This is a genomic window from Brevibacterium sp. LAARM3_SD1, from assembly GCF_057364765.1.
Genome location: NZ_JBNFOL010000005.1, coordinates 1 through 13,227, shown reverse-complemented (window position 1 = coordinate 13,227; position 13,227 = coordinate 1). Strand labels below are relative to the sequence as shown.

Here is a 13,227-nt window from a genome sequence, read left to right as displayed (position 1 = left end):
CCCGGCCACAGCTGTCTTTTCTGAGGGACAGGCCCTCAGCTGCGGACGAGCTCGGCGGCACAGCGTCCCGCGGCGGCTGCCGCGAGGAACGATGCCGCATCGGCGGGCAGCTTCCTGCCCATCGTCGACAGACGCACCGGTGAGGCGCGCAGCGCATCCCACAGTCCGGTGAGATCGACATCGACGAGATCATGCATCTGCAGTCGAGGCAGCTGCTCGGCAACGGTCTCGGCCACAACATCGGGGTCCGGATCCATCTCTGCCCGTTCCGCCTCGGTGAGGGTGGAGAAATCGGGCACCGGCACGGTCGTCCCCGGTCGGGCGATCTCACTCAGCGGCGTCAGCGAATGATGGGAGATGCCGAAATGGCGGCCCCGGGCGTCCGCGTTCGACATCCGCAGCAGACCCACCGGATGTCCGCCGAGCAGGGCCGCAGCATTGAGATGCTCTCCGGTGACCAGGCCCGAATAGCCGTACTTCGTGCCGGTGCCCAGATTCCCTGGGCCCTGAGCGACGATCGTGATATCGGCGCCCATCACGTGCTTGGCGGCGAGCAGTCCCGTGTGGATGGTCACCGCCTCAAGATCTCCGCCCCAGGCCTGGCCGGTGCTGATCACGCCGGCCAGCCAGGCAGCGTCCTTGAGCCCGGCGACGGCTTGGGAGAACGGGGCCGGCAGAGCTGCACCGTCGCTGAGAACATACGCCACCGACAGTGAGGGGTCGACGCTCCGGATCCCGGCGATCACCGCGGGCAGAGCCGAATGCAGATCGGCCACGACCACAGGCATGTTCTCGAGGTGCTCCGCCTCGGCGAGGGTGGAATGATGCTGCGATTCCTGATCGTCGACGCCGAGGACCATCGTCTGCAGAGGGGAGTAGCGGTCCTTGACCAGATGACCGGGACCGTCCGGCGGGTCGGCCGGCAGCGCATCGGGCAGGGCGATGATGAGACCGAAGCCTCCGGTGCCCAGTCGCTTGGCCAGAGCCGAGACATTGACGATGACGGTGTCCTGGGTGCGCGGCTGCCCGACGGCATCGGTGTAGGCGACCGCCCGGATGGATCTCACATCGGTGCCCGGCACGGCCTCGTCCAGTTCGACGTCGACCTCTGTGTATCCTGGCCGGGTGGAGCGAATCGCTGTGACGATTCCTTTGCGCCAATGAATCATGGTCCCAAGACTATCGCCCGGCCTAGGTTACGGTGGAATCGTGAAAACACCCCGCACCAGCAGACAGAGACAGCAGACCGAGCGTCTGATGAATCTGCTGATCGCCCTGCGCGCATCCCGCGGCTGGGTGTCGCGAAAGACGCTGATGAGCGCCATCGATGGCTATTCCGGGCTCGACGAGGTCGCCTTCGACCGCAAGTTCTCCCGTGACAAGGACCTGCTGCGGCATATGGGCATCACCATTGCGACCCGCGCCGAACACGATGCCTACGGTGACGTGGGGGAGACCGGCTACCGGATCTCCACCGCCGACTACGCCATGGGTGACGTCGAGCTCACCCCCGCCGAGGTGGCTGCCGTGACCGTGGCCGCCGCATTCTGGTCGGAGACCGAACTCGGGGAGTCTTCGGCCCAGGCGCTGACGAAGCTGCGTGCTCTCGGCATCGATCTCGACCAGTCCGCCGCCGCACCGGGAAGCGTCGACCCGGGCACCGCGGCACACAGGCTGGCGAGTGCGAACTTCGCCACCGCGCTCCACCACATCAACGCCCGCGAAGCCGTCGGCTTCCGCTATCACAAGCCCGGTCAGAGCGTGCGGAAGGTGCGGCTCGAACCCTATGCCCTGCTCAGTCGCGGTGACCGTGTCTACCTCTTCGGCTTCGACCTCGATCGGCAGGCGCGGCGCACCTTCCGGCTCTCCCGTGTCGAAGGCGGGATCGCGAAGCTCAGCGGCCGCGAGCCCGGGGACTATGAGATCCCCGCGGACTTCTCCCCGCAGCTGGCGCTGCAGTCGAGTTCGGAGATGGCCGTCGTCGCCGAGGCGACGCTGCACATCCGCGCCCACCGGGCCGATCCGCTGCGGCGCCGTCAGATCCGCACCGACGGAGACGATGTGATCATCGGCTATTCCGACGTCGACACCTTCGCCGCCGAGATCGTCGGCTTCGGAGACGCCGTCGACGTGGTCGACCCGCCTGAGCTCGTGCGTGCCGTCGACCGCAGACGCGAAACGATTCGCGAATCCCTCAACCGCCTGGGAGGCGCCAGTGTCCTCAGCGCGTGAACGCCTCACCCGGCTGCTCAGCCTTGTTCCCTACCTCGATGCCCACCCAGGTGCGGACCTCGAAGAGACCGCCGCCTACTTCGGCATCGACTCCGACACCCTCATCGACGATCTGCAGCTGCTCTTCGTCACCGGTCGACCCGGACACATGCCCGATGACCTCATCGATGCCTCGTGGGAAGGCGGGCAGATCTTCATCTCCAACGCCGAAGAGGTCTCCGTGCCCGTGCGGCTCAGCGCCGAGGAAGCCGGTGTCCTCGTCCTCGCGCTCGATATGCTCTCGTCCCTGCCCGGACTCGATTCGGAAGCAGTGGCCACCGCCGCGACCAAACTGCGAGCGGCGGCAGGCGAGAACCTGCGCACAGCCGTCGACGTCAGCCCCATCGACGCCGACGAGGACCTCCTGAGCGCCCTGCGACAGGCGGTCGAGGACGGCGCCGCCCTGCGCATCGACTACTACGTGGGCTCCCGCGACGAACTCACGACGCGGACCATCGCCCCGACCCGCTTGGTCCCGGGCGCGGACTGGTACGTTGATGCCTGGTGCTACTCGGCCGGAGCTCCGCGTCGCTTCGCCCTGGGCCGCATCCGGTCCTGGGAACCGGCGGTGCATCCGCCGATGTCGGTCAGCGTTGCCACGACGACCTCATACGAGGTCACCCTCGGTCTCGCGGCCGGGGGAGCATGGCTGGCAGATGAACTCGACGTGACGAATCGGGAATACCTCGACAGCGGGGACACGAGCCTACGCATCCGCCTGCTCGTGCATTCGGTGGAGTGGCTCAGCCGCTTCCTGCTCTGTCATGCCGATGTGATCACCGAGATCGACGACACCGAGGCGGTCGCGGCCGCCCTGCGCAGGCTCGGTTGAGAAGAAGACCGCGTCCGGACGTGGATGAAAGGCACAGCCGCAGCGCGTAGAATCGTCCACAGAATCAACAATCCAAGGAGCTCCCCATGAAACCAAGTTTCGTGCAGATCGCGATCGTGATCCTCATCATCGTGATCATCTTCGGCGCGCCCAAACTGCCGCAGCTGGCCCGAAGCCTGGGACAGTCGATGAAGATCTTCAAGTCCGAAGTCAAGGACCTGCGCGACGACGAAGACGAATCCGGCAAGACCACCGAGCCGGGAGCGCTCAACAAGAACTCCTCGACCGATTCCACCCCGGGCGCCGGTGAGACCACCGGAACCGAGGAATCGCGGCGAGAGAAGCAGGACCCGCAGTCTCACGAGAAGTGAAAGAGAACAGTCAGCGGAAGCCCTCTCGATCACGGAAGAACAATCCTGAGAAGAAGATGCCCGTCGTCGGGCACCTCGTCGAGTTGCGCAACCGCGTCATCATCGCCGCCATCGCCATCGCCCTGGGTGCGGTAGCCGGCTGGTTCCTCTACGACCCCGTCCTCGACATCCTCCAAGAGCCGATCCGCACCATCCGCGACAACGGTGGACGGATGGCCGAGATCAACTTCGCCGGAGTCGCCTCGCCCTTCGACCTGAAGATCAAACTCTCGTTCTTCATCGGTCTCTTCCTCTCCTGCCCGATCTGGCTCTACGAGGTCTGGGCCTTCATCGTCCCGGGCCTGAAGCGCAAGGAGAAGCTGTACTCGCTGGGCTTCCTCGGCGCGGCCATCCCGCTGTTCCTGGCAGGGTCGACGATGGCGTTCTTCGCATTGCCCAATGCGGTGAAGGCACTGACCTCGTTCACTCCCGAGGGCGGCACGAACATCATCCCGGCACAGGACTACCTGAGCTTCGTGATGATCATCATTGTGGTCTTCGGACTCGCCTTCGTCCTGCCGGTGCTCATGGTGGGACTCAACATGCTCGGGATCCTGTCGGCGGAGAGGATCAAGAAGTCGTGGCGCATCATCGTCATGATCGTGTTCCTGTTCGCCGCGATCGCCACCCCGACTCCGGACGCAATGTCCATGTTCTTCCTCGTCATCCCCATGATGACCCTGTTCTGCCTGGCATGGGTGATCTGCCTCTTCAATGATCGCCGGCGCAAGAAGCGCCTCATCGCACAGGGCCTGTGGGTCGACGAGGACGAACTGACCGACGAAGAGAAGAATGACTGATCCCACACCGCTTTCGACCGACACTCCTCCGGAGGAACCATTGAGTCCCTCTGCCGCCTATGCCGACTTCAAGGCCCGTGCGGAGTTCGCCCGCACTCCCTTGGGACAGTTCATGGAACGCACCGAGTTCGCCCTCGACGACTTCCAGGTCGAGGCCTGCAGCCATCTGCAGCAGGGCGAGGACGTGCTGGTCACGGCGCCGACCGGAGCAGGCAAGACGCTCATCGCGGAATTTGCCGTGGAGCTGGCACGCGGTGAGGGCAAACGGGTCTTCTACACCACCCCGATCAAGGCGCTGAGCAACCAGAAGTTCAACGACTTGGCCGAGGTCCATGGGGCCGAGAACGTCGGGCTCCTCACCGGTGACACATCGATCCGACGTGATGCGCCGATCATCGTCATGACCACCGAAGTGCTGCGCAATATGCTCTACAACGACGTGGCGGGACTGTCAGACCTCGGCTTCGTCGTCCTCGACGAAGTCCACTACCTCGCCGACCGGTTCCGCGGCCCGGTCTGGGAAGAGGTCATCATCCACCTGCCGGACCGAGTGCAGATGGTGTCGCTGTCGGCGACGGTGTCCAACGTCGAGGAATTCGGGGCCTGGCTGCGTGAGGTCCGAGGACCGACGACGATCGTGTCGACGAGCCACCGGCCGGTGCCGCTGGTCAACCACGTCCTGGTCGGCCACCGGATGTACGACCTGTTCACGCACAGCGATTCCGACCGCATCGATCCGGCCCTCAACCATGCCACGCGCACGCACGGAGGACCGCGCTCGAAGCGCGCACGGGCCACCCGAGCACGGTTCCGCCGGCCCAGTCGCACCCAGGTCGTGGCGTCCCTCGCCGAGGCGGCGATGCTGCCTGCGATCATGTTCATCTTCTCCCGCAACGGCTGCGACGAAGCCGTCGAACAGTACCTGAGCACAGGCACCGACCTGAACTCTCGGGAAGAGAAGACGATCGTCAACGCGGCACTGGAATCGCTGCGCGATGAACTCGCCGACGAAGACCTCAGCATCCTCGGCTATCACACCTTTCGCGAGGGATTGCTGCTCGGAGTCGCCGCGCACCACGCGGGGATGATTCCGCAGTTCAAACAGCTCGTCGAAGAGCTGTTCTCGCAGGGAATCATCAAGGTCGTCTTCGCCACGGAGACCCTGGCGTTGGGCATCAACATGCCCGCTCGCACCGTCGTGCTCGAGAAGCTCGTGAAGTTCAACGGCGAAGCGCATGTGATGATCACCCCGGGGGAGTACACGCAGCTGACCGGACGCGCCGGTCGCCGCGGAATCGACCGCATCGGCCATTCGGTCGTGGTGTGGCACCCGACCATCGAGGTCAGCGAACTGGCCGCGCTGGCTTCGAACCGCTCCTACGCACTCAACTCGGCGTTCGGACCGACCTACAACATGACGGCGAATCTGCTGTCGCGGATGAGCTCGGACGAAGCCGCGAAGGTGCTCGAGACCTCGTTCGCCCAGTTCCAGGCCGACAAGGCCGTCGTCGGGCTGGCGCGCAAGGTACGCAAGAACGAAGCCACGATCGAGGCGTACGAGAAGTCGATGCACTGCGATCTCGGTGACTTCTCCGAATACGCCGCACTGCGTCGGGCGATCTCTGACACGCAGAAGCGGGAGACCCGGACGAAGTCGCGGAACAAACAGCGCGATATCGTCGAATCCCTCACCGCGCTCAAGATCGGCGATGTGGTGACGATGCCGGCCAAACGCGTCGGCGGTCGCGCGGTCATCATCGCCCCGATGAGCAACAAGGACGGTGTCTCCAGGCTCCCCACAGTCCTCACCGAGCAGGGCAAAGTGTGGCACCTGCGCCCGCACGAGGTGACCGAGCCCGTTGCCGCTCAGGGGCGAGTCCGAGTGCCGAAGAAGTTCAACCACCGGCAGGCAGGTGATCGCAGGCAGCTGCTGTCCATCCTCGAAGCCGCCGTTCACGACGGCAGGGTCGATGCCGAGGCCCACTGGGAATCGAAGAGACAGCATCAGGGTGAGAGCACCACTGTGGCCGAACTCCAGGCGCAGATGCGGGCACACCCCTGCCACGACTGCCCGGACCGGGAGCTCCACGCCCGCTGGGCCAACCGGGCGGACAAACTCATCCGAGAGAACGACTCTCTCATCGCCCGTATCGAAGGTCGCACCACCTCGATCGCTCTCGTCTTCGAACGAGTTCAGGATGTCCTGCGCGGTCTCGGTTTCGACCCCGAGCATTCGACGATGCTGCGTCGGATCTACGGAGAACGCGATCTGCTGGTGGCGCTGACGATCCGCGCCGGACTGTGGGACCGACTCAATGAGCCGGAGCTCGCGGCCTTCGCTTCGATCTTCGTCTTCCAGTCCCGCAGGGACACCCTGACCGCGCACCGGGCGCCGAGCGCCGACCTCAAGGCCGTCTGCGATGAGTCCGAGACGATCTGGCGGCGCCTCTTCCACCTCGAGGAACAGCATGCGCTCAATACGACCGACGAACCGGACCGAGGGCTGATCAGACCGATGTACCGGTGGACCGAGGGCAAAACGCTGTCGGAGTCTCTGCGGGGAAGCGATATCGCCGCCGGAGACTTCGTCAGGTGGGCCAAGCAGAGCCTCGACCTGCTCGGCCAGGTCGCCGAGGTCATCGACCCGGAGACCGCAGTCCGCGTGCGACGCTCGATCGAAGCCATTCGGCGCGGAGTCGTCGCCGACTCCTGACCGGCGACGTCTCAGCGGCGGGCCTTCTTGACGATGTTCTCGATATCGGAGCCGAACGCATTCTCCGTCGTCAGATAGGTCCACGTCGACGATGGACGCTTGAGTCCGTGCGACTCGAGGTCGATGCCCTCATCGGTGATCGTCGCTTCCTCGATCGTCGCCTTCGAATCGTCGATGACATCGGACCAGAACGATGAGAAGACGCGGATGGATTCGGTGTTGAACGCCTCGTGCGGCTTCTCCCTGGCGAAGGTGCGCAGGTGGATGCCCTCGCGCAGATCGTTGAGGAAGGCGAGATGGTCGACCCAGCGCGCGTCGAGGTGGAAGAGCATGACTTCGCGGAGTACCGAGTCCAGCAGTTCTTCCGAATGCTCCTGCACGATCTCATCGGCACGGTCGCCGAGCTCCTCTCGCAGCTGGTCGACCGGCTCGTCGTCCTTGCGGATCTCGGCACGGCGTTCGAGGACGAGGTCGCGCTGTTTGGCCATGAGCTCATTGAAACGCCAGGTGTCACGATGCAATGCGGTGTTCTGCCCCTCGGCGATGCGCTGAGCGTGTTCGACGAGGCCGAGTGCACGCTTGGATTCGATGAGTCCGGTCTCATCTCCTTCGGAGACGAAACGTTGGATCTCGGGAACTCTGGTGAGCAGCTCATCCTCGAGGCTGGTGAAGAACACGGACGTGCCGGGATCACCCTGACGACCCGCGCGACCTCGCAGCTGGTCATCAAGTCGTGACGAAGGATAGCGACCGGCGCCGATGACGAGGAGGCCTCCGGCATCGGCGACATCATCGTCGGCCAGACGGATATCGGTGCCGCGTCCGGCCATCTGCGTCGACACCGTGACCGCACCGGGGGCACCGGCCTTCGCGATGATCTCGGCCTCCCGGGAATCGTCCTTCGCATTGAGCACGGCAACGTCGATTCCGCGCTCGGTCAGCCGTTCGGCCAGCGACTCGCTCTCGGCCACCGACGAGGTGCCGATGAGCACGGGACGATTCCGGGCATGATTGTCGGCGACCTCTTCGACGATCGCCCGCTCCTTCGACTCCTGATAGGTGAACAGCCGATCGGGTTCGTCGATGCGGATCACGGGCAGGTGGGTGTCGATGGGCACGATCTCCAGTCCGTAGAATTCGCGCAGATCGTCACCGACGGCCAGGGCGGTGCCGGTCATTCCGCAGACGGTCCCATAGCCGTGTATGAGCTCTTCGACGGTCATCTGGTCGAGGATCTCTCCGCTGTCGGTGGCGTCGAGGCTCTCCTTGGCTTCGACCGCGGCCTGGAGCCCATCGGGCCAACGCTGGAGTTCGGCGACGCGTCCGCGGGAAGAGGAGATGAGTTTGATTCGTCCGTCGACGACGAGGTAATCGACATCGCGTTTGACCAGCGCCCGGGCGTGAAGAGCGAGATTGACGGCGGCGAGCGTCTCGGAATCCTCTCCGAAGAGTTCGACGTCGAGCTCCTCCTCGACCCGGTCGACTCCGGCATCGGTGAGCGAGACGGCATGGCGGTCGGCGCTGACCTCGTAGTCGGTGCCCGGGCTGAGCCGGGATACGAGTGCGGCGATCGCGGCGTCGGAGTCCTGGACACTGGCCGAGCCGGCGAGGACCAACGGCACACGCGCCTCGTCGATGAGCACGGAATCGGCCTCATCGACGATGACGACATCGCGTTCGGGGACCCGCTGATCGGCATCCTCGGTGAGGAACCGGTCCCTGAGGACATCGAATCCGACCTCGGTCACCGACGCGTAGACGACCTCGGCACGGTAGGCCTCACGGCGTTCGTCGTCGTCCTGCGTACCGGAGATCGCAGTGGATTTCACCCCGAGGAGGTCGAACAGCGGCTTCATCCAATTGCGGTCGCGGACGGCAAGGTAGTCATTGACGCTGACGACGTGCACGCGCCGTCCCTGCAGCGCATAGCCGGCTGCGGCCAGGGCACCGACGAGAGTCTTGCCCTCACCGGTGGCCATCTGCACGATGCTGCCCTGCAGGAGTCCGACGAGTCCGCGCAGCTGTGTGTCATAGGCTCGTTCGTCCAGGACCCGCTCACCGGCTTCTCGCGCCAGAGCGCAATAGCGGATGAGCGTCTGCTGCTGGGTGCCCGAAGCGAAGACCTCACCGGCGGCCTCCGTGAGTTCGGCATCGCTGAGTTTCGAGAATTCGCGCCCGGCCGCGTCCAGATCGTCGACGGCGCGCTCGAACCAACCTGTCGTCTTCTCCGCATGAGAGCCGGGTCGGTTGAGCAGGCGAGAAAAGAATCCCATTGTCGTCCTTCGTCGTTTGTACGTCGGTGTCGAGTCTAGCGTTCAGGACATCGGCCACGAACCGTCGACGACGGCTTCGGCGTTGCCCTTCTTCCGCAGCCAGGCCTGCAGTCCTGCCGCCTGTGAGCGTCTCCAACCGGCCTGCGCGGCCATGATCTCATCGTTGCTCATCGCAGAGATTTCCGTGGACTTTTCGGCCAATGCTCGGGAAATGTCCAGAGCGGCCAAGGCATCAGCGGCGGCATCATGGGCGTCGAGGAGTTCGATGCGGTAGGTCTTCGCCGTCTCGATGAGCGTCCGCTTGCCCTTGCGGTACGCATCGATGTGTTTGTCGACGACGAAGGTGTCGATGATCGTCGGGATGATCGACGGGAAGTCGATGTCCGGGCGATGGCGGGCCACTTCGGCGGACATCACGCTGAGGTCGTAGACGACATTGTGTCCGACGACGACGGCGCCTTCTTCTCTGAGCGCGGCGAATTCCGCGCACAGTTCGGCAACGACCTGGGCGGCTGTCGCACCGTTGGCCTGGGCGAATTCGGTGGTGATGCCGTGGACAGCGCGCGCCGATTCGGGGATCTCGATGCCCGGATCGGCCAGCCACGTGCGCACCTGGGTAGCCGATTCGACGAAGGCCGCGGTGACGATGCGGGCCGTGGCCGGTTCGACTCCGGTGGTCTCGAGGTCGAAGCCGACGAGCCGTGACTGTGTCCACGAACCGGTCGCTGCAGACCGCGGAGCCGACTCGGCGGACTCGTTCGACAGCCGCGGCGCCGTCGTGAGTCCCTGTGCGCCGTTGTGTGCCGCCGGCGCGCGGCTGTGCCCGACACGGATTCCAGTGCACTGGTGAGGTTGTCGACGGAGCGGCGGATGTTCTGCCCTTCGGCGGCATCATCGACTGCGGTGCGGTCAAACGTGTTCGGGATGCTGTCGAGATCGATGCCGTGGTCGACGTCGGTGAGGCAGCGCATGACCTCGAGAGTCTTGTACAGGGTCTCTTCGACCTCGATGATCGTTGCGGCACGCTTGGGGCTGAGCCCACCGGTCTTCACACCGGCCTTGGCCGCCTTGACGATCGTTTCGAGGGAACCGAAGTTCTCCAACAGGGTCGCGGCCGTCTTCTCTCCGATGCCGGGGGCTCCGGGCAGCCCGTCGGACGGGTCGCCGCGCAGAGCTGCGAGCTCACGGTAGCGGGTGCCGTCGGGCACTCCGTAGGCCGTCGGCAGGTCGGCCTGCGTGAGGGCCTCCCACTCGCCGCCCTTACGGGGACGCAGAACGCTGACCTCGGCGGACGAATCGAGCAGAGCCAGCAGATCGCGATCGGGTGAGACGATGACCACCGGGCTCGTCGACTGGGCGGCCATCGTGGCGATGACATCATCGGCTTCGGTTCCGGCCACCTCGGCGATGGGGATTCCTGCGGCCGTGAGGACGCGGTTCATGATCGGCAGCTGCACGGCCAGTTCGGGTGGGATCTCCGTGCCGGATTCCTCGTCCTTGACGCGTGCCGCCTTGTACTCGGGCATGATCGCGGTGCGGAAGGCTGGTCGCCAATCGGCGTCCATCGTCGCGATCACACGATCGGTGTCGAATCGCCGCACCATCTGGGCGACGGTGTCGAGGACCCCGCGCACGGCGTTGACCGGGTGACCGTCGGCATTGACGATCGAATCCGGCACCGAATAGAAGGCGCGGTAGTACAGGGCTGGAGTATCGAGCAGAACCAAGGGCTTCACATCAGGTGACGATACCCGACCCTCCTGACACAGGTGTAGCCGCAACGGCCGACGGTGTAGCCTGTCGGCTGTGACTATGTACTTTGGTGGAGATGTTTACAGCAGTGTCGACCCTTTTGCGACGGCACTGGGACATGCGGACGGAAAGGTCTCGTTCATCGGTTCCGATGAAGCGGCCAAGGCCCTCGATCCGGAGGCGATCGACCTCGGTGAGGACTTCCTCACCCCGGGCTTCGTCCATGCGGGACTGATCGTGGACGAATCGTCCCCGACGGTTGCGGAACTGCATGCGCAGGGGTTCACCCATGTGCATGCGATCGGCACCGCCGAGGCGGTCGCGCAGTTCGCCGCCGACGCGCCGGAGGGACTGTCGGTCGTCGACTACCCGCAGCTGGACTCGGGATCCGCCGAGGCCCGCCGCGCCTCGATCACCGCCTCCGATCTGCTCGGACTGGAGCAGCTGCCGGCACTGAGTCTGCTCATTCTCGTCGACTCGGATGACCAGCTCACCGATGTGCTCGAGGCCCTGCGTGGCGATGCCGCTCATGCCCAGCGTCACGGCTACCGCCTGCGCCTGGACTTCCCGGTTTCGGAAGACCAGGTCGAGGTCCTCGGCCGCAGCGGGATTGCCATCACCCTCGACCCGGCGCAGCCGCAGCCCTTGGCACAGCTGCTCGCCGCCGGAGCGCAGGTGTCCTTCAGCCATTCCGAGGCATCACCCTGGGCGGGAGTTCGCAATGCCGTCGTCGGCGACGGAGGAATCGGTGCCCGTGCCGCCTTCAACGCCGCGACCCGCTTTGCCCACCGGGCGGCCGGAAACCCCGAAGGCGGAGTGCTCGCCCCAGGGGCCGATGCCGATATCGTGCGGTGGAAGGTAGAGCGCCTCGTCGTTCAGGTCGCCGACCCGCGAGTCGCCGCATGGAGCACCGACCCGCGATCGGGAACACCCGGTCTGCCCGAATTGTCTTCCGACGTGGCGCTGCCCACGCGAGTCGAACTCTGAGACGAACCTTCGGTCTGTCCAGCCGACACGCCGATGGATAGAAAATTTCGATTCCTGCAATTGGGCCTGTGACCTGCAATTTCAGTCATCAGGCCAGGTCACAGCGATTTTGCAAAGTCCGCATCGGCCATTAGATTCGACGTGAACATTCCGCTTGATGTGGGATGGAGTCGGCACTCCCGTCAATAGATAACTCGCTGCTGCTGCAGCGTGGTCCGAAGGCGGGGGTGTCGACTCATTGTCTGGCCCGGCTACCGCGTATCGTGGGGTCCGTGCCTTCCAAGATTCTTGTCGTCATCCCCACGTTCAACGAACGTCTCGCCCTCCCCGTGACACTGGCCGGATTGTTCGAGCAGCAGCCCAACGTCGACGTCCTCATCGTCGATGACAGCTCTCCCGACGGAACGGGGGAGTGGGCCGACGAACAGGCTCAGAACGATCCCCGCATCAACGTCCTCCACCGCAGCGAGAAATCCGGACTGGGCATGGCCTATATCGCCGGATTCGAATGGGCGCTGGAACGCGACTACGACATCATCTGCGAGTTCGATGCCGACGGATCTCACCGTTCGCTCGACCTGGGGCAGCTGCTCCGCGCCGCCGAAGAGGGGCGCGGGGATCTCATCATCGGATCGCGGTGGGTGCCCGGCGGAGAGATCGTCGATTGGCCCAAGTCGAGGTACTTCCTCTCCCGCGGCGCGAACGTCTACGTCAACGCGGTCATGGGACTGGGGGTCAAGGACGCGACTGCCGGGTTCCGGGCGTATACCCGTCCCGTGCTCGAAGCGCTCGATCTCTCCGGTGTCCAGTCGCAGGGATACTGCTTCCAGATCGACATGACTTACCGCACCGTCGAAGCCGGATTCCGCGTCGCCGAGGTGCCCATCGTCTTCGTCGAACGCGAGCTCGGCGAGTCGAAGATGAGCGGCTCGATCATCACCGAAGCATTCACCAAGGTCGCCGGCTGGGGGCTCACCCGCCGCCGCAACCAGTTCCGTCGTCTGCTGGGTCGTAACGAACAACCCGCCTAACCCCCTATTGCTACCTGACGGCGGCCCAGCAACCTGATGTGGAAACTCGCGACCTTGCTGACAACCTCACTCAATACGTTGCTGACAACCTCGCTCACTAGGTTGTGAACGACCTGACTCACTAGGTTGCTTACACCAAATGAGTGGGGTTGTCAGCG

The 13,227-nt window shown here is 64.7% G+C and carries 10 protein-coding genes and 1 pseudogene; 7 read left to right on the top strand and 4 right to left on the bottom strand.

The annotated features are described in order from the left end of the window. Nucleotides 1-35 precede the first annotated feature (35 nt). Nucleotides 36-1,169 (bottom strand): DUF3866 family protein, encoded by a 1,134-nt coding sequence (locus AC2W7L_RS03960; protein ID WP_167196242.1) that lies wholly within the window; start codon nt 1,167-1,169, stop codon nt 36-38. A gap of 40 nt (nt 1,170-1,209) precedes the next feature. Here AC2W7L_RS03960 and AC2W7L_RS03955 point away from each other — a divergent pair, with 40 nt between their 5' ends. The 5 genes from AC2W7L_RS03955 to AC2W7L_RS03935 all read left to right on the top strand — a co-directional run bounded on the left by AC2W7L_RS03955 (nt 1,210) and on the right by AC2W7L_RS03935 (nt 7,026). After that, nucleotides 1,210-2,232, top strand: coding sequence for a helix-turn-helix transcriptional regulator (locus tag AC2W7L_RS03955; protein ID WP_486003363.1), 1,023 nt, complete (start codon nt 1,210-1,212; stop codon nt 2,230-2,232). Continuing rightward, nucleotides 2,216-3,103 carry a WYL domain-containing transcriptional regulator gene (locus AC2W7L_RS03950; protein WP_167196239.1) on the top strand — a complete coding sequence of 296 codons (888 nt, stop codon included), beginning with the start codon at nt 2,216-2,218 and terminating at the stop codon, nt 3,101-3,103. The genes AC2W7L_RS03955 and AC2W7L_RS03950 overlap by 17 nt, the downstream gene beginning before the upstream one ends. A gap of 86 nt (nt 3,104-3,189) precedes the next feature. Further along, nucleotides 3,190-3,474 (top strand): Sec-independent protein translocase subunit TatA, encoded by a 285-nt coding sequence (tatA, locus tag AC2W7L_RS03945; RefSeq protein WP_167196236.1) that lies wholly within the window; start codon nt 3,190-3,192, stop codon nt 3,472-3,474. Further along, nucleotides 3,471-4,313 (top strand): twin-arginine translocase subunit TatC, encoded by an 843-nt coding sequence (gene tatC, locus AC2W7L_RS03940; protein ID WP_486003362.1) that lies wholly within the window; start codon nt 3,471-3,473, stop codon nt 4,311-4,313. Before tatA ends, tatC begins: the two co-directional genes overlap by 4 nt. Then, complete coding sequence (locus AC2W7L_RS03935) at nt 4,306-7,026, top strand: DEAD/DEAH box helicase (protein WP_486003361.1); 2,721 nt, start codon at nt 4,306-4,308, stop codon at nt 7,024-7,026. The genes tatC and AC2W7L_RS03935 overlap by 8 nt, the downstream gene beginning before the upstream one ends. An 11-nt stretch (nt 7,027-7,037) precedes the next feature. Here the strand turns inward: AC2W7L_RS03935 and secA2 are convergent, their stop codons facing one another. The 3 genes and pseudogenes from secA2 to AC2W7L_RS03920 all read right to left on the bottom strand — a co-directional run. Next, entirely contained in the window at nt 7,038-9,299 is a 2,262-nt protein-coding gene (gene secA2, locus AC2W7L_RS03930) for an accessory Sec system translocase SecA2 (protein WP_486003360.1), read from the bottom strand. 42 nt (nt 9,300-9,341) lie between these two features. Further along, nucleotides 9,342-10,064 carry an exonuclease domain-containing protein gene (locus tag AC2W7L_RS03925; protein ID WP_486003483.1) on the bottom strand — a complete coding sequence of 241 codons (723 nt, stop codon included), beginning with the start codon at nt 10,062-10,064 and terminating at the stop codon, nt 9,342-9,344. A 218-nt stretch (nt 10,065-10,282) separates the two neighbouring features. After that, nucleotides 10,283-10,978: pseudogene (locus AC2W7L_RS03920) on the bottom strand (5'-3' exonuclease); the annotation flags it as partial. Between the two features lie 133 nt (nt 10,979-11,111). Between AC2W7L_RS03920 and AC2W7L_RS03915 the strand changes: the two are divergent. Next, nucleotides 11,112-12,038, top strand: a complete 927-nt coding sequence (locus AC2W7L_RS03915) for a metal-dependent hydrolase (protein ID WP_486003482.1) — start codon at nt 11,112-11,114, stop codon at nt 12,036-12,038. 272 nt (nt 12,039-12,310) lie between these two features. Further along, on the top strand, nt 12,311-13,069 hold the full coding sequence (locus AC2W7L_RS03910; RefSeq protein WP_486003359.1) for a polyprenol monophosphomannose synthase: 759 nt from the start codon (nt 12,311-12,313) through the stop codon (nt 13,067-13,069). Nucleotides 13,070-13,227: the final 158 nt, after the last annotated feature.

Bases quoted from the DNA above. Each gene is read 5' to 3' on its own strand.
- tatA (WP_167196236.1), top strand. From the start codon at position 3,190: ATGAAACCAAGTTTCGTGCAGATCGCGATCGTGATCCTCATCATCGTG.
- secA2 (WP_486003360.1), bottom strand. From the start codon at position 9,299: ATGGGATTCTTTTCTCGCCTGCTCAACCGACCCGGCTCTCATGCGGAG.
- AC2W7L_RS03915 (WP_486003482.1), top strand. From the start codon at position 11,112: ATGTACTTTGGTGGAGATGTTTACAGCAGTGTCGACCCTTTTGCGACG.
- AC2W7L_RS03935 (WP_486003361.1), top strand. From the start codon at position 4,306: ATGACTGATCCCACACCGCTTTCGACCGACACTCCTCCGGAGGAACCA.
- AC2W7L_RS03960 (WP_167196242.1), bottom strand. From the start codon at position 1,169: ATGATTCATTGGCGCAAAGGAATCGTCACAGCGATTCGCTCCACCCGG.